At 71.1% G+C, this 19,615-nt stretch carries 17 protein-coding genes and 1 tRNA gene; 8 read left to right on the forward strand and 10 right to left on the reverse strand.

Features of this window, described 5'->3' with window-relative positions; translation table 11 throughout:
• Nucleotides 1–59: 59 nt before the first annotated feature.
• Both K3N28_RS01285 and K3N28_RS01290 read right to left on the reverse strand, forming a co-directional pair.
• Complete coding sequence (locus tag K3N28_RS01285; RefSeq protein ID WP_228090664.1) at nucleotides 60–695, reverse strand: response regulator transcription factor; 636 nt, start codon at nucleotides 693–695, stop codon at nucleotides 60–62.
• Nucleotides 688–1,797, reverse strand: coding sequence for a GAF domain-containing protein (locus tag K3N28_RS01290; protein WP_374209661.1), 1,110 nt, complete (start codon nucleotides 1,795–1,797; stop codon nucleotides 688–690). The genes K3N28_RS01285 and K3N28_RS01290 overlap by 8 nt, the downstream gene beginning before the upstream one ends.
• Before the next feature lie 225 nt (nucleotides 1,798–2,022).
• Here K3N28_RS01290 and K3N28_RS01295 point away from each other — a divergent pair, with 225 nt between their 5' ends.
• From K3N28_RS01295 to K3N28_RS01305, 3 genes are all read left to right on the forward strand, one after another.
• Nucleotides 2,023–2,778: an SDR family oxidoreductase gene (locus K3N28_RS01295; RefSeq protein ID WP_228090666.1), complete on the forward strand. Its 756-nt coding sequence runs from the start codon at nucleotides 2,023–2,025 to the stop codon at nucleotides 2,776–2,778.
• Nucleotides 2,775–3,785 (forward strand): S-adenosylmethionine:tRNA ribosyltransferase-isomerase, encoded by a 1,011-nt coding sequence (locus K3N28_RS01300; RefSeq protein ID WP_228090667.1) that lies wholly within the window; start codon nucleotides 2,775–2,777, stop codon nucleotides 3,783–3,785. Before K3N28_RS01295 ends, K3N28_RS01300 begins: the two co-directional genes overlap by 4 nt.
• A 72-nt stretch (nucleotides 3,786–3,857) precedes the next feature.
• Entirely contained in the window at nucleotides 3,858–4,283 is a 426-nt protein-coding gene (locus tag K3N28_RS01305; protein ID WP_228090668.1) for a hypothetical protein, read from the forward strand.
• Here the strand turns inward: K3N28_RS01305 and K3N28_RS01310 are convergent.
• A complete protein-coding gene (locus K3N28_RS01310; RefSeq protein ID WP_228090669.1) occupies nucleotides 4,280–5,116 on the reverse strand; it encodes an SDR family oxidoreductase in 837 nt (278 codons plus the stop codon). The genes K3N28_RS01305 and K3N28_RS01310 overlap by 4 nt on opposite strands.
• Before the next feature lie 243 nt (nucleotides 5,117–5,359).
• Here K3N28_RS01310 and K3N28_RS01315 point away from each other — a divergent pair, with 243 nt between their 5' ends.
• Together K3N28_RS01315 and K3N28_RS01320 are read left to right on the forward strand one after the other, a co-directional pair.
• Complete coding sequence (locus K3N28_RS01315) at nucleotides 5,360–6,121, forward strand: response regulator transcription factor (protein WP_228090670.1); 762 nt, start codon at nucleotides 5,360–5,362, stop codon at nucleotides 6,119–6,121.
• A gap of 3 nt (nucleotides 6,122–6,124) precedes the next feature.
• Nucleotides 6,125–7,510, forward strand: coding sequence for a cell wall metabolism sensor histidine kinase WalK (locus K3N28_RS01320; RefSeq protein ID WP_228090671.1), 1,386 nt, complete (start codon nucleotides 6,125–6,127; stop codon nucleotides 7,508–7,510).
• Nucleotides 7,511–7,670: 160 nt separating this feature from the next.
• On the opposite strand, the gene K3N28_RS01325 is transcribed toward K3N28_RS01320, so the two are convergent.
• From K3N28_RS01325 to K3N28_RS01335, 3 genes are read right to left on the reverse strand one after another with little or no spacing between them, the layout of a single operon-like run.
• The gene (locus K3N28_RS01325) at nucleotides 7,671–8,438 is read right to left on the reverse strand and encodes an ABC transporter ATP-binding protein (RefSeq protein WP_374209662.1); all 768 of its coding nucleotides are present in this window, start codon (nucleotides 8,436–8,438) and stop codon (nucleotides 7,671–7,673) included.
• A gap of 38 nt (nucleotides 8,439–8,476) precedes the next feature.
• The gene (locus tag K3N28_RS01330) at nucleotides 8,477–9,541 is read right to left on the reverse strand and encodes an iron chelate uptake ABC transporter family permease subunit (protein ID WP_228090673.1); all 1,065 of its coding nucleotides are present in this window, start codon (nucleotides 9,539–9,541) and stop codon (nucleotides 8,477–8,479) included.
• On the reverse strand, nucleotides 9,538–10,521 hold the full coding sequence (locus K3N28_RS01335; RefSeq protein WP_228090674.1) for an iron ABC transporter permease: 984 nt from the start codon (nucleotides 10,519–10,521) through the stop codon (nucleotides 9,538–9,540). The genes K3N28_RS01330 and K3N28_RS01335 overlap by 4 nt, the downstream gene beginning before the upstream one ends.
• Before the next feature lie 180 nt (nucleotides 10,522–10,701).
• On the opposite strand from K3N28_RS01335, the gene K3N28_RS01340 reads away from it, so the two are divergent.
• Both K3N28_RS01340 and K3N28_RS01345 read left to right on the forward strand, forming a co-directional pair.
• Nucleotides 10,702–11,769: an ABC transporter substrate-binding protein gene (locus K3N28_RS01340; RefSeq protein ID WP_228090675.1), complete on the forward strand. Its 1,068-nt coding sequence runs from the start codon at nucleotides 10,702–10,704 to the stop codon at nucleotides 11,767–11,769.
• 138 nt (nucleotides 11,770–11,907) lie between these two features.
• On the forward strand, nucleotides 11,908–12,945 hold the full coding sequence (locus tag K3N28_RS01345) for an ABC transporter substrate-binding protein (protein ID WP_228090676.1): 1,038 nt from the start codon (nucleotides 11,908–11,910) through the stop codon (nucleotides 12,943–12,945).
• An 84-nt stretch (nucleotides 12,946–13,029) separates the two neighbouring features.
• Here K3N28_RS01345 and K3N28_RS01350 read toward each other — a convergent pair whose 3' ends face one another.
• Together K3N28_RS01350 and K3N28_RS01355 are read right to left on the reverse strand one after the other, a co-directional pair.
• Nucleotides 13,030–15,267, reverse strand: coding sequence for a hypothetical protein (locus K3N28_RS01350; RefSeq protein ID WP_228090677.1), 2,238 nt, complete (start codon nucleotides 15,265–15,267; stop codon nucleotides 13,030–13,032).
• Between the two features lie 217 nt (nucleotides 15,268–15,484).
• Nucleotides 15,485–17,809 carry a rhamnogalacturonan lyase gene (locus K3N28_RS01355; protein WP_228090678.1) on the reverse strand — a complete coding sequence of 775 codons (2,325 nt, stop codon included), beginning with the start codon at nucleotides 17,807–17,809 and terminating at the stop codon, nucleotides 15,485–15,487.
• Nucleotides 17,810–18,019: 210 nt separating this feature from the next.
• Here K3N28_RS01355 and K3N28_RS01360 point away from each other — a divergent pair.
• Nucleotides 18,020–18,094, forward strand: a tRNA-Val gene (locus K3N28_RS01360).
• A 68-nt stretch (nucleotides 18,095–18,162) separates the two neighbouring features.
• Here K3N28_RS01360 and xerC read toward each other — a convergent pair.
• Together xerC and K3N28_RS01370 are read right to left on the reverse strand one after the other, a co-directional pair.
• Nucleotides 18,163–19,023 (reverse strand): tyrosine recombinase XerC, encoded by an 861-nt coding sequence (xerC, locus tag K3N28_RS01365; RefSeq protein ID WP_228090679.1) that lies wholly within the window; start codon nucleotides 19,021–19,023, stop codon nucleotides 18,163–18,165.
• Nucleotides 19,024–19,048: 25 nt separating this feature from the next.
• Nucleotides 19,049–19,555, reverse strand: coding sequence for a GNAT family N-acetyltransferase (locus K3N28_RS01370; RefSeq protein WP_228090680.1), 507 nt, complete (start codon nucleotides 19,553–19,555; stop codon nucleotides 19,049–19,051).
• Between the last annotated feature and the right edge of the window lie 60 nt (nucleotides 19,556–19,615).

The raw sequence follows: 19,615 nt of genomic DNA on the forward strand, positions 1-19,615 counted from the left end.
GCCATTATGCAGGCGACGGGCGGCTCGTGACGGCCGCATCGAACCGGAGGCCGGCTGCGTCAGCCTATGCCGTGGCGGACCGCCCACAGCGCGGCCTGGGTGCGGTCGGCGGCGTCGATGCGCCTGAGCAGGTTCGTGACGTGGGTCTTGACGGTCTTCTCCGAGACGCCGAGGGCCCGTGCGATCTGGCGGTTGGTCTGCCCTTTGGCGATCAGGCCGAGGACCTGACTCTCCCTCGGGGTGAGCGACGGGGTGGACGCGGCGTTGCCGTTGCCGCTCATGAGGCCCCGCATCGCGACGGGCGAGAGCAGCATCTGTCCGGCATGGACGGTGCGGATGGCGTTCGCCAGCGCGTCGGGGTCGATGTCCTTGTACACGAACCCGGCGGCTCCGGCGGCCATGGCGGCCGGGACGCGTTCGGCGTCGGTGGCCGAGGTGAGGACCAGGATCCGCGGGCAGTCGGCGGCCCGGGACCCGCCGCCGAGGCGTTCGAGGACGCCTTGGCCGTCGAGGCCGGGCATCTTGAGGTCGAGGAGGACCACGTCGGGCGCGAGGTCGTCGATGGCCTTCAGGGCCTCCTCGCCGTCGCCGGCCTCGCCGACGACGGCGAAGTCGGGTTCGAGTTCGAGGTAGCCGCGCAGGCCGCGGCGGACCACGGGGTGGTCGTCGACGAGCAGGAGTCGGATCTCAGCCACGGTCGGCCTCGCTCTCGTCGTCGGGGGCGCTGTCGAGGCGGAGGGTGACGACGGTGCCTTCGCCGGGGGCGGTCGCGAGGTCGAGGTCGCCGCCGAGGGCCTTGGCGCGTTCGCGCATCGAGAGCAGGCCGAGGCCGCGCGTGGCGGCTTCGGCGGCGTCGAAGCCGACGCCGTCGTCGGCGATCTCGATCCGGTCCGAGGCGATCATGATGCGGACGTGGGCGGCCTTGGCGTGCCGGAAGGCGTTGCCGAGGGCCTCCTGGACGAGCCGGAGCACTTCGACCTCGCCGTCCCGGGAGAGGTCCACCGGCGAGCGGACCTCGAAGGCGACCTCGGTGTCGTGCAGGCGGTCCAGGAGCGCGACATGGCGTCGGAGGGTCTCGACCAGGCCGTGGACGTCGAGGTCGGCGGGTCGCAGCTCGACGATGACGCCGCGCAGTTCGGTGATCGCCTCGGCCGCGAGCGCCTCGACCTCGCCGAGCCGCGCGACGGCGGCCCCGGGGTCGGTGTCGACGAGCTTGCAGGCGGCGCGGGCCGAGAGCCGCAGGGAGAAGAGGCGCTGCATGACCGCGTCGTGGAGTTCGCGGGCGAGGCGGTTGCGCTCTTCGACGACGGTGAGCTCGCGGCTGCGCTCGTACAGGCGGGCGTTGGTGATCGCGATGGCGGCGTGGGAGGCGAGCAGTTCGATGAGCTCGGTGTCGGCCTCGGAGAAGCCGGGCCTGCCGAGGTCGTTGGTGAGCACCACGATGCCGAGGATCCGGTCGCCGTCGAGGATGGGGACGCCGAGGAGCGCGGCCATGGCCGGGTGGGCCTTGGGCCACCAGCGGTAGCGGGGGTCGCGGCGCAGGTCGTCGAGGCGGATCGGCTCGGTCTCGGTGAGGATCGCGGCGAGCATGCCGTGCTGGCGCGGGAGCGGCCCGATCTTCAGGCGCTGCTCCTCGCCGATGCCGTCGGTGATGAACTCGGCGAAGCCGCCTTCGTCGTCGGGGATGCCGATCGCGGCGTAATCGGCGCCGACCAGGCGCCGGGCCGAGGAGACGATCACTTCGAGCACCTGGCGCACGGACAGGTGCCGGGTGATCGCGCCGACGGCCGCCGACACCTCGTGCAGCAGCGCGGCGGGCTCCGAGAAGGACGCCGCAGGGGCGGGTCCCGTCGAAGCGGGCCCCGCAGGAGCGGGTTCGGCCGAATGGGAGGCGGTCACGCTGCGAATATAGTCCACGAAGCGGCCGCCGGGCCTCCGTCGCTGGTCCTAGGACCTGCGGAGCAGGACGGACCGCGACCTCAGCCGGAGGCGTCGCGGCGCGGGCGGCCATAGCGTGGGGTCATGAACGACATGCTGCTTCCGCAAGTGCACGACCGCACCGCCATCGTCACCGGGGCCTCGGCGGGCCTCGGCGAGGCCCTCGCCGAGCGCCTGGCCGCCTCGGGCTGGGACCTGGTCCTGACCGCCCGGGGCGGCGAGCGTCTGGCGGCGGTCGCCGATCGGCTCGGCGCCCGGTACCTCGCCGGGGACGTCCGCGATCCCGGCCACCGCGAGGCCCTGGTGGCGCTGGCCGGCGACCGGCTCGACCTGCTCGTCAACAACGCGTCGACGCTGGGCGAAGTGCCGCTGCCCCGGCTGAGCGCGGCCGACCTGTCGGTCTGGCCGCGCCTGTTCGACGTGAACGTGGGGGCTCCGATCGCCTTGGCGCAGCAGGCGCTCCCGGTGCTGCGCGAGCGCGGCGGGGCGATCGTCAACATCACTTCGGACGCCGCGACCGGGCCGTACGCGACGTGGGGCCCGTACGGGGCGACGAAGGCCGCGCTCGACCAGCTGTCGAACGTGCTCGCCGCCGAGGAGCCCGCCGTCGCGGTGTGGGCGATCGACCCCGGCGAGATGGCGACGGGGATGCTGGCCGACGCGGTCGGCGAGGCCGACGCCGCCGAAGCGGATCCGCCCGCGACGGCCGCCGAGGCGATCGTCTCCATGATCGGGGCCCGATGGTGCACCTGCGACCGCGGCGCCCCCCAGAGCGGGCGCTACCTCGCCCGCGAGCACGCCGCGCTGCACACCCACACGTACGAGGAGGCACGGCCGTGAGCACCACGTTGACGTCCCCGTTCGAGTTCGCGCTCGACGCGGCCCTGGAGGCCGACCAGCCCGCGGAGGTCCGCGGCGCCTCCCGGTCGGACGTGCGGCTGCTGGTGTCGGACAAGGCGACCGGCGCGATCGCGCACCGGCACTTCGAGGACCTGCCGAGCCTGGTGCGCCCCGGGGACCTGCTCGTGGTCAACAACTCGACCACGCTCCCGGCGGCCGTGCCGACCCGGCAGGGTTTGGGGGTCCACTTCTCGTCCACGCGACCCGACGGGTCGTGGCTGGTGGAGCTGCGCGACCGCGGCAAGCCCTACCTCGGCGAGGCGCCGGGCGGGATCGTGGACCTCCCCGGCGGGGTGGCGCTGCGTCTGGAGCGGTGGTTCGGCAAGCGGCTGTGGGTGACGCGGCCGCCGGTCGAGTCGGTGCCGGAGTACCTCGCGCGGCACGGCAGGCCGATCCGTTATTCGTACCTCGACCGCGCCTGGCCGTTGAGCGCCTACCAGACCGCCTTCGCCACCGTCCCCGGCTCAGCCGAGATGCCGAGCGCGGCAAGGCCGTTCACGCCGGAGATCGTCACGAGGCTGGTGTCGGCCGGCGTCGGGATCGCCCCGATCACGCTCCACACCGGGGTCGCGTCGCTCGAGAGCGACGAGGACCCGTACCCGGAGTGGTTCGAGGTCGGCGAGTACACGGCGCGGGCGGTGAACGCGGCGAGGGCCGCGGGGGCCCGCGTGATCGCCGTCGGCACGACGGCGGTCCGGGCCTTGGAGAGCGCCGTGGTCGACGGCCGGGTCGTGGCGGCCTCGGGCCACACCGACCGGATCGTGTCGCGCGCGAACCCCGTGGCGGTGGTCGACGGCCTCCTCACGGGTTTCCACGAGCCGCGATCGACGCACCTCTCGATGCTGGAGGCGATCGGGGACACCGATCTGCTGCGCGAGTCCTACACGGCCGCGATCGGAGCCCGCTACCTCTGGCATGAATTCGGCGACGTCCACCTCATCGCGTGAGGCGCGGGCCGCCGGGGCCGGGCCTCCGGTCTCGGCAGTACGCGCAGGTCGGGCACGCAGTAGCATGGACGTGTGGTGCATCCAGTGGGACCCGCGATGGGCGACGGGCCGAAGCGCCGGGCGCGCTTGGCGATTCCCGACTCGCCTGTGGTCGCCGTGGTCACGGCGCTGATCACGCTGGCCTTCGCGGTGGTCCTGTTCCTCACGGCGCTGCCCGGCGAGGAGCGCGTGCTCTATTACGAGGGCCGCGAAGTGAGTCCGGGCGCGGTCTGCGAGGTCACCGGCGCCGACGGCGAGACCGAGCACCGCGCGTGCGCCGAGGTCGGCGAGGTCGAGACCCGGCCCACGGGCTGGAGCGTGCCGTCGGTCGTGATCGCCGCGGTCCTCGCCGGACTCGCCGGTGTAGTCCTCGCCGGCGTCCCGAAGCAGCTCAGGGAGCACCGCGCGGAAGAGGCCGCCAGGTTGGCGCGCCTCACCGACGAGGACTTCAAGCGTTAGTCGACGTAGATGTCCGGCTGGAAGTCGGTCTGGCCCGGGACGACGGCGTAGCCGCTCAGGTCGGTGATCCCCTCCGCCGCCAGGAGGTCCTCCACCAGGACCGCGTTGCCGGTGTAGGCGTCGGGGTCCTTCGCGAGGATCGCCACCGCGGCGTCGGCGACGATCTCGGGTTTGCGGCTGCGGTCGATCATGGGCTGCCCGCCGAGGGCGAACTCCACGGCGGCCGTGGCGATGGTCGTCTTGGGCCACAGGCAGTTCGCGGCGATGCCCGGTTCGGTCTGGGCCGCGCCGAGGGTCATGATCGTCATGCCGTACTTGGTGGCGGTGTAGGGCCCGCCCTCGAACCACCGGGCGTCGGTGTTCAGCGGCGGGCTGACGGTGAGCAGGTGGGCGTGGTCGGAGCCGCGCAGGTACGGCAGGGCGGCGCTGATGGTGGCGAAGGTGCCGCGCAGGTTGACGCCGGCGATGAGGTCGAACTTCTTCAGGCTCATCTCGCCGATGCCCGTGATGTCGAGCGCCGAGGCGTTGTTGACGCAGATGTCGAGTCCGCCGAACGCGGCCGCGGCGGTGTCGACGGCCTCGCCGACGGCCTCGGCGTCGCGCAGGTCGCCGACGATCGGGAGCGCCTGGCCTCCGGCCGCTTCCACGGCCTTCGCGGTCTCGTAGACCGTGCCGGGCAGTTTCGGATGGGGCTCGCCGGTCTTGGCGAACAGCGCCACCTTCGCTCCGGCCGCGCCGAGCGCGACCGCGATGGCCGCGCCGATGCCGCGGCTGGCGCCGGTGACGAATGCGGCCCGCCCGTTGAGCGCCTGAGTGTTGACGGCTCGCTCCATTGCTCTGCCTCCAAGTGTTCGGTGTCACCCGAATACTACTAGCCGGTAACTTCCGGGGGAAGCCCGCTCGGCCCGACACTCCGGATTCCTTGCTGAACGGAAGCTGAGAGCCCGTCCAGAACTCGCGTGGAAACGATCGCGAACCCTTTCAGCGGCACAAACGGTGCAATAGGCTGGCCGGGCGATCGAAACGCGGCACGCGGGCAACCGAAGCGCGCCCGCACGAGTACTTAGGAGCGGTGGATGACTTCGACCAGCGGGCCGGCCGGGGCCACACCGCCTGCGGTGCCGCTCCGGGGAGACGGGTCCCCGGCGCGCCTCCTCGTCGTCGACGACGAGGAGAGCCTGGCCGATCTGCTGGTCGAAGCCCTCTCGTTCCAGGGGTACGAGGTCACCGCCGCCCGCTCGGGCACCGAGGCGCTCACCGCCGTCGAGGAGACGCGCCCCGACCTGGTGATCCTCGACGTGAACATGCCCGGACTCGACGGCTTCAGCGTGGCCGACCGGCTGCGCGCCTCGGGCGACGAGACCCCCATCATCTTCCTGACCGCGCGGACCGCGCCCGACGACCTGCGCGACGGCTTCGGCTCCGGCGGCGACGACTACCTGATGAAGCCGTTCCGGCTCGAAGAGCTGTCGCTGCGCGTCTCGGCGGTGCTGCGCCGCACCCTCGGCAAGGAGTCGGCCTCCTCGCGCGGGAACGACACGGTCGCCGTGGCCGACCTCCTCCTCGACCTCGCCGCCCACCAGGTGACGCGCGGGGGCAGGACGATCGACCTCTCCCCCACCGAGTTCCGGCTGCTGCGGTACCTGGCGGCGAACACCGGCCGCGTCGTGTCCAAATCGGAGCTGCTGCGGCAGGTGTGGGGCTACGACTTCGAGACCGAGTCGAGCCTGGCCGAGACCTACGTGTTCTACCTGCGCCGCAAGCTCGACAAGCTCGGGCCGCGCCTCATCCACACCGTCCGGGGCGTCGGCTACATGCTGCGCCCGCCGCAGGGATAGTCCGTGGCCATCAGGACGAAGATCGCCGCGGCCATGGCGGTCCTGCTCATCGTGGCCGTGAGCATCATCGGTTTCGTCACGGTCCAGACCGTCTCGAACCACCTGATCGACCAGGTGGACCACAAGCTGCGCGGGCTGATCGAGCAGGGCGGCATCCGCTCGGACCCCACCACTCCGGACCGCGTCCCCTACAACGAGTTCGCCGTCATGATCTTCGACGAGGGGGGCGAGTTCGTCCTCGCCGCCCCCGCCGGCTACAAGGCCGCCCCCTACTCGCTGCCCGACGTCGCCTCCCCGCCGAGCGAGAGCGGGTACTTCACGGTCGACAGCGCCGACGGCCGGATGACGTACCGGGCCGTGACGCTGGCCGACATCGACGCGACGGTCAACGACGTCGACGGGACTTACACCATCGTGGTCGCCACCTCGATGGAAGGCGTCGAGGCGACCTCCGCGACGCTGACCAAGACCGTGGTGATCACCGGCGTCGTCGTCGCCGCCATGGGGATCCTGGCCGCCTGGATCATCACCCGCCGCGGCCTGCGCGTGGTCGACCACATGGTCGCCGACGCCGAGACGGTCGCCTCCGGGCACATCGGCCACCGCATCACCGCCGCCGACCCGCACACCGAGATGGGCCGGCTCTCCTCGGCGCTCAACCGGATGGTCTCGCGCCTGACCGACGCGATCGCCGAACGGGACCGCCAGCACGGGCGGCTGCGGCAGTTCGTGGCCGACGCCGGGCACGAGCTGCGCACCCCGCTGACGGCCATCGGCGGCTACGTCCAGCTCTACCAGTCCGGCGCCGCCGCCCAAGGCGAGAAGCTCGACCGGGCCATGGACCGGATCGGCAGCGAGAACGCGCGACTGGCGAAGCTCGTCGACGACCTCATGGTCCTCTCGCGACTCGACGAGGAGGTCGGCGGCGACCGCGAACTCGTCGAGCTCACCCAGCTCGCCCAGGACGCCGTGGACGACTCCGAGGTCGCCGACCCGACGCACCCCGTGACCCTCCATGCGGCGCAGGCGGTCACGGTCGTCGCCAACGAGGGGCAGCTCCGGCAGGTGCTCGTGAACCTCCTGACGAACGCCCGCGTCCACACCCCGTCCGGGACGGCCATCGACGTCTCGGTCGAGGTCGACCGCGGCTGGGCCGTCATGCGCGTCCGCGACCACGGGCCGGGCATCCCCGCCGAGCACCGCCAGAAGGTCTTCGACCGGTTCTACCGGGCCGATCCCTCGCGCTCGCGCGCCACCGGCGGCTCCGGCCTCGGACTGTCCATCGTGTCCTCGATCGTGGCCGCCCACGGCGGCCGGATCGACCTCGAGAGCGAAGAGGGCCAAGGCACCCGGATCGACGTGCGGCTGCCGGTCGCGCGCCTCGAATAAGCGGTCAAGGGAGCGGCCCGAGCGGTCCCGGGAGTGGCGCGCGTCGATGCCGCCGCCCTCGCTCGGTCTTCGCCGCGGTGGTCCTCGCCCTCGCGCCGCCGGGCCTGGCCGACGCCGGGATCCAGTCGGGCACGATCGCGTTCGCCGTGGAGTGCGGCGCTCAGGCCACGGCCGCGACCGGTGCCAGTGCCTTCGGGATGACCAAGGGCGTGCCGGTCTCGGGGTCGTCGATGATCCGGCACGGCAGGTCGAAGACCCGGTGCACGGTCTCGGCGGTGACGATCTCGGCCGGGGCGCCCTCGGCGACGACCGCGCCGTCGCGCATCGCGATGAGGTGCGTGGCGTAGCGCGCGGCCTGGTTGAGGTCGTGGAGCACCGCCACGAGGGTGCGGCCCTCGCGGTGGAGCTTCGCGCACAGGTCGAGGACCTCGATCTGGTGCGTGATGTCGAGGAACGTGGTCGGCTCGTCCAGGAGCAGCAGCGGGGTCTGCTGCGCGAGGACCATCGCGATCCACACGCGCTGGCGCTGACCGCCGGAGAGCTCGTCGACGCCGCGGCCGGCGAGCTCGGTGATGTCGGTGGCGGCCATGGCCTCGGCCACGACCTCCTCGTCCCGGTGCGACCACTGGCGCAGGATCCCCTGGTGCGGGTACCGGCCGCGGGCCACGAGGTCGGCGACGGTGATCCCGTCGGGCGCGACCGGGGACTGCGGCAGCAGGCCGAGGCGGCGAGCGACGGCGCGGGTGGGCTGGGAGTGGATGTCCTTGCCGTCGAGCAGGACGTGCCCGGCGGTGGGCTTGAGCATGCGCGCCAAGGCCTTCAGGAGGGTCGACTTGCCGCAGGCGTTGGGGCCGAGGATGACGGTGAACTCCCCTTCGGGGACGTCCACGTTCAGTCCTTCGCTGATGGCGACGCGGCCGTATCCGATCGTGGCGTCCTGCACCTGGAGCGGACTCTGCGATGCGGTCAAGACATGACCCCCTTCTTGCGGTGAGCGATGAGCAGCCAGATGAGGTAGGCGCCGCCGACCACGCCGGTGACGACCCCGGTCGGCAGTTGGCGGTCGCCGATCCCGGCCACCGCGACCGCGTCGGCCGCGGTGACGATGAGCGCGCCGATGATCGCGGCGACCGTGAAGCTGCGGGTCGAACCGGTGAGCCTGGCGGCGATGTGCGGGGCGGCGAGCGCGACGAACGCGAGCGGCCCGGAGACGGCGACGGCCCCGGCGGTCAGCACCGAGGCGACCACGAGCGCGACGACGCGGGTGCCGGTGACGCCGACGCCCAGGCCCGTCGCGGTGGCCTCGCCGAGGCGCAGCGCGTCCAGGCCCCGGGAGAGGAGCACGATCGCGAGCACTCCGGCGGCCAGGACGAACGCCACGGTCCGGGCCTGCTCCCAGTCGCGGCCCGAGAGGTCGCCGGTGAGCCAGTAGACCGCGCGGAACGCGTCCACGATGGTGGTCCGGGTGAGCAGGTAGCCGTTGATCCCGGCGAGGATCGCGGCGACGCCGATGCCCACGAGCACGAGCCGGTACCCGGACGGGTCGCCGCCGCGGGTGAGCGACCAGATGAGCATCCCCGTCGCGAGCGCGCCGATCGCGGCGAACGCGGCGGTGACCTGGAGGCCCGCGTCGGTGAGGACGATCGCGATGAGCGCGCCGGACGTCGCGCCCTGAGTGAGGCCGAGGATGTCGGGGCTGCCGAGGGCGTTGCGGGTGAGGTTCTGGAACAGGGCCCCGGCCAGGCCCATGCACGCCCCGACGGCCAGGCCCGTGGCGAGGCGCGGCAGGCGCAGGGTCCAGAGGATGAACTCGTCGCCCTTGGTGCCTTCACCGATCAGGGCGGCCCAGACGCGTTCGAGGCCGAGCGCGGTCGAACCGGTCGCGGCCGACCACATGGCGATCGCGACGAGCGCGGCGAGCGAGCCGAGGATCGCGGCGAGCGTGCGGTGGCGCAACCGGATCGAGTAGCCGCCCGCGCGGACGACCGTGGCGCGACCGCCGGGCCGGAGGGGAGTCGACACCGTGGTCACAGGCGGGCCACCTTCCTGCGGCTGACGAGGTAGAGGAAGAACGGGCCGCCCGCGACGGCGCAGACGATGCCGACCTGGACTTCGGCGGGCCGGGCGACGACGCGGCCGAGCACGTCGGCGGCCATGAGGAACGCCGCGCCCGAGAGCATCGAGTACGGCAGGACCCAGTTCTGGTCCGGTCCGGTGAAGGCCCGCACCACGTGCGGGACGACGAGGCCGACGAAGACGATCGGACCGCACACGGCCGTGGCCGTCCCGGCCAGGACGGTGATGACCGTGATGCCGGCGACGCGCAGGACCCGCGGGTCCACGCCCAGGCCGGTCGCGGTCGCGTCGCCGAGGGCGAGGGCGTTCAGCGGGCGGGCGAGCAGGACGCCGATGAAGGCGGCGCCGCCGATGAGGAGCACGACCGGGACCATCGGGGCGACATGGGCGTTCACGAGCGAGCCGACCGACCAGAACCGCATCTGCTCCAGGGTGGCCGCGTCCATGAGCTGGATCGCCGAGACGTACGCGTACCCGGCGGCGGTGACCGCGGCGCCGGCCAGCGCGAGCCTCGCGGGGGTCGCGCCGGCGGCCCCCGCGATGAGGTAGCAGCCGACGGCGGCGACCGCGGCGCCGACGAAGGCGAAGCCGATGGTCTCGCCGAATCCGAAGGAGCCCAGGAAGAACGAGGCGGTCACGACGGCGGCGGCGGCGCCGGTGTTGACGCCGAGGAGGCCCGGGTCGGCGAGGGGGTTGCGGGTCATGGCCTGCATGAGCGCCCCGGCGAGGCCGAGGGCGGCCCCGGCGGCGAGGCCGAGGACGGTGCGCGGCAGGCGCAGTTCGGTGACGACCGGGTAGGACTCGGAGGTCGCGTCGGTGAGCCCGGCCCAGACCTGGCCGAGGTCCATCGCGCGGGAGCCGACGGCGATGCTGAGGACCGTCAGGACGGCCAGCGCGGCGACGAGGGCGAGGAGACCCAGGAGGCGGCGAGCCATGGGCGAGCGGGGGACGGACTCGCCTGCGACCCTTGGCGAGTCGAGCGTCGGGGCCGGCACCCTGGCGCTGTGGGCGGTTGACAAGTGCGATCTCCGGAGGGATAGTGGCTGCGGTTTTGTTTAGGCTAACCTAACCGCGATCGCCCCGCTACGATCCCTCACCTTCTGAAGGAGTTCCCCGTGCCACTTCACGCTCGTCCCCCCGCCCCGGGCCGCCTCTCCCGCCGCGGCCTGTTCGCGGTCGGCGGCGGCCTCGGCGCCGCCTCCGTGCTGGCCGCCTGCGGCCCGGACGCGGATGCCGGGGACGAGGACGGCGGCGCGTCGGGGTCGTTCTCCTTCGTCGACGAGCGCGACCAGACCGCCGTCGAGCTCGACCGGATCCCGAGCACGGTGGTCGCCTTCACCGGCCTGGGCGCCGCACTGTACGACTACGGGGTCGAGGTCGCGGCCGTGTTCGGGCCGACGACGCTCGCCGGCGGGTCCCCCGACATCCAGGCCGGGCGGATGCCCGTCGACGGGCTCACCGTCCTGGGCAACGCCTGGGGCGAGTTCGACGTCGAGCAGTACGCGCAGCTGAACCCCGAACTCCTCGTCTCCCACTACTACGACGGCTTCGACCTGTGGTTCGTGCCCGAGGAGCGCCTTGAGGAGGTCGAGTCGCTCGCACCGGGCATCGGCATCGAGGTCTCCCAGCCCGCATTGGACCAGATCATCGACCGCCACGCGGCCCTCGCCCAAGCGCTCGGAGCGGATCTCAGCTCCGACGAGAACGTCGCGGGGATCGAGCGCTTCGGCGCGGCGATGGCGTCGATCTCGGATGACTACTTCGAAGTCCAGATGTCCACCGGCCATGAGTACAAGGCGATGGCCGTCGGCGCGTGGCCCGACGGCCTGTACGTCGCCGACCCCTCCGCCTTCAACCTGCTCGCGAAGAGCGTCGAACTCGGGGTCGACTTCGTCGTTCCGGAAAACCCCGACCAGAACGGCTACTGGGAGCTCCTCTCCTGGGAGAACGTCGACAAGTACGAGGCGGACGTGATCTTCCTGGACCGGCGCACCGGCAACATCCCGGCCGAGGAGCTGCTCGCCGAGTACCCGACCTGGGCGGCGCTTCCGGCCGTCGCAGCCGGGCAGGTGTACAGCTGGAATGCCGAGCCGGTGTACTCGCATGTCGGCGGCGCGGTCGAACTCGAGGCGATCGCGGAAGGGCTCGCGACCGGGAGGCCGCTCCGCTTCCTGAACGACTGAGCAGTGGCCGGCGCCACGCGACGACCCCAGTTCATCAAGCCCGGATCCGTTTAGGTTAGCCTAACCTCCATTCGGTCGGGCCGCGCCCGCGGACGGTTCCGACCCGGCCCTCACCTGCCCTTCGACAAGGAGACACACATGGCTTTCGATGCCGACAGCGTCAAGTTCGGCCGACGCGGCCTGCTCGCGGGCGGTGGCGCCCTCGGCCTCACGGGCGCGCTCGCCGCCTGCGGCGCGGGCGACGACGAGGACGGCGGCAGCGCCGAGCGGACCGACCCCTGGTCCTTCACCGACGACCAGCCGGCCACGGTCGAGCTCCCCGCCACCCCCACCAAGATCGTCGCGTTCACCGGCATGGCCGCCGCGCTGTACGACTTCGGCATCGAGGTCCCGGCCGTCTTCGGCCCCACCACCAACGAGGACGGCACCGCCACCAGCCAGGCCGGGAACCTCCCCGTCGCCGACCTGGAGGTCTTCGGCAACGTCTTCGGCGAGTTCGACGTCGAGGCCTACGCCGCCTGGGGCCCCGAAGTGCTCATGACGCACTACTACTACGACCCGGCGACCCTCTGGTACGTGCCCGAGGAGCGCAAGGACGAGATCACGAGCCTCGCCGAGGTCACCGCCCTCAACGTGGACGACGGCGCGAACACGCTCGACCAGATCATCGGCCGGCACGCCGAACTGGCCGAGTCCCTCGGCGCCGACCTCGCCTCCGAGTCCAACGCCGCCAACAAGGAGCGCTACGACGCGGCCGTCGAGGCCCTCCGGGAGGCCGCCGCCGCGAACCCGGTGACCGTGCTCGCCTGCTCGGCCGCCGCCGAGACGTTCTACGCCTCGAACCCGGCCATGGGCAACGACATGCGGTTCTTCACCGAGCTGGGCGTCGACTTCGTCGTCCCCGACGCGCTCGACGAGTCCACCGGCGGCTACTACGAGACCCTCTCGTGGGAGAACGCCGACAAGTACCCCGCCGACATCCTCTTCCTCGACTCGCGCGTCCAGGCCCTCCAGCCGGAGGCGCTCACCGACTTCCCCACCTGGAACGCGCTCCCGGCCGTCCAGGAAGGCCAGATCGTCGGCTGGGAGGCCGAGCCGATGTACGGCTACGGTCTCGCCGCCGCCTCCATCGAGGCCCTCGCCGAGGCGATCACGAACGCGAAGAAGCTGTCCTAGCGGCTTCGAGAGACCGCAGCTGAAGAACGCCGAGTGAGAAAGGGCGGGCCCTCGCGGACCCGCCCTTTCGCCTGCTCGCTCGTGCTACTTGATGTCGAAGACGACGACTTCGGGGTCGTGGTCGGAGACGCCGTAGTTGCCGTACGCGGGCTCCTCGCCGAACTCGTACGCGTCGGCCGGGTAGTCCGAGTTGATGTGCGCGGACACCGCGGACTCGACCTCGCGCAGCAGCTGCGGGGACGCCCACATCTGGTCGAGCGTCTGGGCCTGGCCCATGTAGGTGTACGTGTAGGCGGCCTCGGGGTGGTCCTCCAGCATGTAGTCGTACAGGTTGGTCAGACCCGAGTCCTCGTAGAGGCCGGCGAGCTGGTCGGACGGGCCGACCCAGTCCCGAGCGATCCGCTGGCCCTCCGCGAACGGGTCGTCCGGGCGCGGGAAGACGTTGAGGTCGCCGCCCGCCAGGACCTTCGCCTTGCGATTGTGGTCGAGGATCGCGGCGCTGACGGCCGCGAGGTAGTTCGCCTGCTCGGTGCGGTGCAGCACGCGGTTGTTCGGGCCCGAGGAGAAGTGGTTGTTGATCAGGAAGATCTCCTCCACGCTGCGGCCGTGCTTGTCCTTGAGGTGGAACTTCGCGACCTGCGTCGGGCGACTGAAGACGTCGTAGCCGTTGCAGGCGTAGACGCCCGAGCCGGTGCACCGGTCGAGGACCTCCTGCGGCAGCGCCGCGTTGAGGGCCTTCGGGTTCTCGACGTCGGCGTTGATCTCGTCGGCCTCGGTCGGGTACTCGACCTCCGGCTCGGCCCCGAACACCGGGTCCCAGCCCTTCACCTTCGACAGGCCGGCCAGCTTGGGCTGGTACAGGAAGCCGGTCATGATGCCGCGGGTGTCGGCCGAGTCGAGGTCGCCGACCGCGTTGTAGGTCGGGCCGCCGTGCTCGGCGATGAGGAGCGCCAGCTCCTGCAGCGAGTCGGGCGCGCCGTCGCGGTGCTCGTTCGCGTCGCCGGTGTTCACCAGGTCGCACACGAGGCGGTCCTGGCCGAGGTCGGAGCGCTTCGTCCACTCGGGATTGACCGAGCACACGTCCTGGGCCTCGCCCTCCTGGGTCATGAGGATCGCCGGGCTGTGCAGGTCGTCCACGATCTGGGCGGCCTCGCGCTGCATGCGGGCCTCGTACTCGTCGTAAGCGGCGGGCACGTAGTCGAAGGGCGGGTTCACGTTGCCCTCGGGGTCCTCCGGGTCGGTGCAGCCGGGGTCGCCGGCGAAGTCGCACTCGGAGTTCGGGTTGTCGCGGGTGTCGTAGAGGTTCTCGATGTTGTACGAGGCGACCGCGGCCTCGTGCTTGCCCGCGGGCTCGACCGGCTCGTTCTCGGCCGGCTCCAGGCCGCCTTCGAGCGCCAGGTCCTCGGCGACCTCGATGGCGTACTTCGCGAACGAGAGGTAGACGCCGCCGGTGTTCGCCTCGGTGATGACGTCGAAGGTCTTGGCCGGGGCGATGATCGACTGCGTGTCGCCCTCGGTCGCCCGGATGCCCAGGTCGCCCATGACGAAGAGGTAGCCGTTGCCGTCGTCGAACGCGCCCTCGACGGTGTCGAGCGGATGGGCGTCGCGGAAGGCGCGGCCCGCGTAGCCGTCCTGCTGGGCCGCTGCGCTGTCGCCGCGCATGGCCCAGACCTCGCCGCCGCTGGAGTACACGTCGCGCCCGGCGGTGACCACCGAGTCGGCCGGGACGGTCATCTGCATGCCGAGGTGGCGGCGGAAGTACTCCTTCGACGCCGTGGCGTCGTTCGGCGGATCGACTTCGACCGCGGCCACCTCGGCGAGCGGGTCGAGGCCCGTCTCGACCACGTCGTAGACGAAGGTGGAGCCGCCGCTGAACTGGATGTTCCCGAAGTAGGAGCCGACCACGGCGCGCACCACGATCTCGTCGCCCACCGTCACGGTCCAGTTCGCGCCCAGCTCGGACTGCGCGGGCGAGCCGTTGAGGGTGCGGACCGTCGTGTACCGGTTGTTGAAGACGAAGATGCCGTCCGAGGAGTTCGGGTCGCCGTCCGTCGCGTCGGCGCGCTCCTGGAGGAAGAAGCCCCGGTTGCCGGAGGGGTCCAGGGTCTCCTGGGTGACGACGCCCTGCACGTACACCGTCTTGCCGGCCAGGGGGGAGGAGAAGTCGGTGTCGCCGTCGGCGATGGAGCCCTGGACTTCGCCGATGTGGACGATGTCGGTCTGGGCGTTGGCCTGCGAGGCGAACGCGAATCCGGCGGCGCCGATGAGCACCGCGCTCGCGGCCGCGGCCGCGAGTCTGGCTCGTCGTCTGAGGGACTGCACAGGAAGACTCCAATGCTGTTCGTATGGGACCTCGGCGCGCGAAGGCGCCTGAGGCGGGATGACGGGGGCGGTCTTCACTCAACCGCAACCGCGGGTCGAAAGCAAGGCTTCCAAGTGAATTCCTCGTATCATCCCATGTCTCAGTGCGGAGGGTCCCGGACGACGGAAGGCGGGGCTCCCGAAGGAACCCCGCCTCACTGCGGTCGTGCAGGTCCGGCTAGTGCCGGCCGTGCCTGGGCGTGTAGTAGTCCGGCACCGTGACGTCGCCGAAGTCCATGTCCGAGCCCATGTAGAAGCTCGTGTACTGCGGCTGGTTGTAGGTGGTCTGCTGGTTCGCGACCCCGACCCGGTACTGCGGGTCGTGCATGAGCGTGAACAGCTTGTGGTCGGTGACCTCGGTCGACAGGTAGACGCGGATCGCGCTGGAGTCGGTGGTGCGCACCAGCAGCTCCTCGCGCCAGTCGCCGAGCACGTCGGCCACCAGGCCGGGGTTGCCCTTCGACCAGTTGTTGGTCAGCGTCCCCGCCGCGTCCAGGACCACGCCGTCGGTGTAGTCCCGGATGGTCGTCTCCTCGATCACGTCGGTGGCGGCGCCGTGGACGAGCTGCGTGGTCAGGTCGGCGGACCAGCGGATGCTCATGTTGGTGCCGGGCGTCGGACCCTCCAGCGGCTCACCGGTCGCGGTGAAGACGCCCTCGGAGGCCCCGCCGGGCGGCAGCGAGGCCCACGCCTCGAAGCCCGGGACCGACGGGTCGATGTCGCCGACCATGCCGCGGCCGGTGTCGCGGCCGGTGTAGCCGCCCCACAGGACCTCCCCGGTCTCGGCGTCGCGCATGGCGTAGCCGTAGGGCGCCCATCGGCCGCCTTCGTGGACCGTGAAGATCTCCAGCCCCTCACGATCGGGGTCGAAGTCGCCGACGTGCTCGGCGTCGCCGTGGCCGAGCTTCGCCAGAGCGCCCGGGTTGCCCGAGCCCTCGGGCATGGTGTCGTAGGAGGAGTACAGCAGCGAGCCGTCGTCGTCCAGGGTCGCCGACCCGTAGACGATCTCCTGCTTGCCGTCGCCGTCCACGTCGGCCGCGCTCAGCGAGTGGAAGCCCTGCGTCGTCAGCGTCCCCCACTCGGGGTCGGGGCCTTCGACGCCGTGCGGGCCGTCGTTGAACGGGTTCGACATCGGCGCGTGCCCCGAGTCGGCGAGCCAGCGCTGCTCGAGGTTGCGGCCGTCCCAGTCGATCGCGGTGATGGTCGCCCGCGTGTAGTAGCCCCGGGCGAAGATCGCCGTGGGGCGCTCGCCGTCCAGGTAGGCCACGCCCGAGAGGAACCGGTCGACCCGGTTGCCGGGCTCGATGCGGGACATGGCGTAGTCGCCCCAGAGGAGCCCGTCGTCGCCGCGCTCGACCGGGAAGTCGATGGTGTCCATCTCCAGGCCGGTGCGGCCGTTGAACACCGTCAGGTACTCCGGCCCGCTCAGGATGAAGCCCTCGAAGTTCCGGAGCTGGTTCCGAGTGGAGCGGGCGGGCGCGTAGACGTCGATGAAGTGGTCGGCGAGGGTCTCCGCGTCCTCCTGGGACAGCGGATACGAGAAGTCGAACTGCTCGTCGGCCCCGAGCGCCGCCTCGATGGTCGCAGGCCAGTCGCCGTTGACGACCTCGGGGTGCTCGTGCCACCCCATGAACATGGAGACGAGGTGGTCGTAGTAGCCCTCGGCGGAGAGCCGGTAGTCGTCCTCGTGGGTGACCCCGGCCTCGACGTCGTCGGAAGGCAGGGTGATGAACCGCTCCTTGCCGCCCCGGACGTACGAGGTGGACTTCGTCCCGGGAGCGGTCTTGAGCATGACCTCCGAGATGCCGTCGCCGTCGAAGTCGTAGACGTCGAACTGGGTGTAGTGGGCGCCGGCCCGGATGTTGACGCCGAGGTCGATCCGCCAGAGGAGGTCGCCCTCCTGGGTGTAGGCGTCGAGGTAGACGGGGCCGGTGTAGCCGACCTGGGAGACGTCCCTGGAGTTGGAGGGGTCCCACTTGACGACGTACTCGTAGTCGCCGTCGCCGTCGAGGTCGCCGGGGCTGATGTCGTTGGCGCGGTACTCGTAGGCCTCCCCGGCAGGCGTGACCCCGTCGGCGGGCTTCTGCAGGGGGATGTCGAGATAGCCCTGCGACCAGGGCTTGACGGAGGCGGAGACGTCCGTCGGCCATCCCCGCTTGTGGGCGACGACCCGGTACTTCGAGTCCGCGGTGCCCGCGGCGTCGAGGAAGTTGGTCGAGTCGCTGACGGTGGCGATCTTCTTGCCGTCGCGGTAGACCTTGAACGTGGCGCCGGTCAGACCTGAATCGTTATAACCGGTCACCTCGTCGGCGAGCAGCCGCCAGCTGAGGAACACGCCCTCGTCGGTCACGGCCGCCACGAGACCGCGGTCGAGCCGTTCGAGCTGGATCTCGTCGCGATGACCGCCGCCGTGGGCCTGCACCGAGGCCGTGACGCCGGCTCCGGCCAGCGCACCGACCAGCGACATCGCGACGACTCTACGAAACATATTGGGAGGACTCATGGAAGGGGCTCCTCGATGAACGCGCGAGGCCTGCGAAAACGCGCCGAAATCGCGAAGGGGACGCGCCCAGACCTCAATTGAAACGATTTAACGCATCGAAGACTATCGACCCCGCCCGCCCCTGTCAACCCACCCCGTGTGACCGGAGGAACCGACAACCCCCCACTGCACTCCCCCGCAACGGACTCGGGTACAGTTCTACCTCGTCCCGGTCGATTAGCTCAGCGGGAGAGCACTCGCTTCACACGCGAGGGGTCACTGGTTCGATCCCAGTATCGACCACCAGCACAGAGAGGGCCCGGCGGATATCCGCCGGGCCCTCTCTGTCGCCAAATCCGGGGCCATTGCCGGTGTTATTCGGCCTCTCGGAACTCCTCCTCAAAGACCTCGTCGAGCAGGTTCGCGCCCGTCGTGATGACCGGCCTGAGCTGGTGCCGGTAGACGGTCCTCGTGGTCGACGTCTTCTTGTGTCCCACCAGGTCAGCGATGAGCTGATCGCTCGCGCCCTGGTCCGACATCCACGACACGAAGGTGTGGCGCAGTTCCCGCGGGGCCCATTGCCCTTCGATCTTCGCCTCTTTCACGATGGCTTGGAAGAATCGGCGCACGTTGCGGGCGTCCTTCACGGTGTCGTTGCGAGTGCCGAAGACGTAGACGATGCCCTCGTGCTTGTGACCATTGCGCTTGCGCGACTCGACTTGCTTCGCCGAGTAGTCGAGGAGAATCGTCACCACGTAGGACGGGAGGGCGATCGTGCGGCGGCTCTTCTCGTTCTTGGTGTCCCCCTTCTTGCGGACCGAGCGCCACACCTCGACGTGCGGTGGCAGGTCTTCCTTGTGGACCCGCCCGCAGGTGCACCGCTCACCCTTGACGGGGTTCAGATGCGTGTGCTCCCGCTTCAGCGGCCGGGCCTCCTCGGTGCGGACCCCGGTGAACATCGACAGCGCCACGTAGGCATGGAGCCACGGCTCCCGGCTCTGCCGGCACCCGCGCACGAGGGCCCTCCCCTGCTCAAGGGTCATGGCCTTGCTCGGACGCCCGTCCTTGCCTAGCGGCGCTTCCACCAGCTCGGCGACATTCCGCGCGACCTTGTTGCGCCGCTGGGCGAAGCGGATCACGCGGCGCAGGGTTCCGAGGATGCGTCCGAGGTAGCTGGTCGAGACCTTCGTCTTCAGGCTGGCTAAAGGCTGTCCCGTAAGGATGTGATGGTCCACCGAGGTTGAGGCCGTGGCCGTGTGTTTAGAGGATCCGGCGCATGCAGGTGCGGGGCCAGCGGTCGAGGCCGTGGGCGGCTTCCCGGTCGCGGATCTTGCGGAGGCCTGGGGTCAGGCTGTTCGCCGGGATCGGTTCGAACCCGCAGCGGGCGTAGTAGGGGGCGTTCCAGGCGACCTCGGTGAAGGTGGTGAGGGTCAGCGCCTCCATGTCCTGGGCGGCGGCATGCCCGGCGGCGTGCTCGATCAGGCGGCGGCCGATGCGGCGGTGCGCCCAGTCCGGGTGGACCGAGACCTGCTCGATGTGCAGGGCGCCGTCCACCGGCTCGGCGATGAGGTAAGCGACCGGCCGGTCCTCGCCATCGACGGCGACCCAGGCCAGCCCCGACCGCTGGAAGCGGGCGAGGTCGTCCAGGCTGAGCGGTTCGTCGTCAGCGATCGGGGACATCCCGATAGGCCGGAAGGATTCGCCCGCGGCGCGTTCGATGTCCCGGCATCGGGGCAGGTCCGTAATGGAGGCCGATCGGATACGCATCGGGCCAGTGTGCCCGACCGGTCCGGCGACGGCAAGCAGGTTTGATGCTGTCGCGTTATT

Origin of the sequence: Glycomyces sp. TRM65418 (assembly GCF_019710475.1) — a bacterium.
GTDB lineage: Bacteria > Actinomycetota > Actinomycetes > Mycobacteriales > Micromonosporaceae > Glycomyces.

What these genes read in the sequence shown, in the direction of transcription:
- K3N28_RS01295 (WP_228090666.1), top strand. Translation starts at nt 2,023, where the DNA reads ATGAACGACATGCTGCTTCCGCAAGTGCACGACCGCACCGCCATCGTC.
- K3N28_RS01310 (WP_228090669.1), bottom strand. Translation starts at nt 5,116, where the DNA reads ATGGAGCGAGCCGTCAACACTCAGGCGCTCAACGGGCGGGCCGCATTC.
- K3N28_RS01315 (WP_228090670.1), top strand. Translation starts at nt 5,360, where the DNA reads ATGACTTCGACCAGCGGGCCGGCCGGGGCCACACCGCCTGCGGTGCCG.
- K3N28_RS01335 (WP_228090674.1), bottom strand. Translation starts at nt 10,521, where the DNA reads ATGGCTCGCCGCCTCCTGGGTCTCCTCGCCCTCGTCGCCGCGCTGGCC.
- K3N28_RS01345 (WP_228090676.1), top strand. Translation starts at nt 11,908, where the DNA reads ATGGCTTTCGATGCCGACAGCGTCAAGTTCGGCCGACGCGGCCTGCTC.
- K3N28_RS01355 (WP_228090678.1), bottom strand. Translation starts at nt 17,809, where the DNA reads ATGAGTCCTCCCAATATGTTTCGTAGAGTCGTCGCGATGTCGCTGGTC.
- K3N28_RS01370 (WP_228090680.1), bottom strand. Translation starts at nt 19,555, where the DNA reads ATGCGTATCCGATCGGCCTCCATTACGGACCTGCCCCGATGCCGGGAC.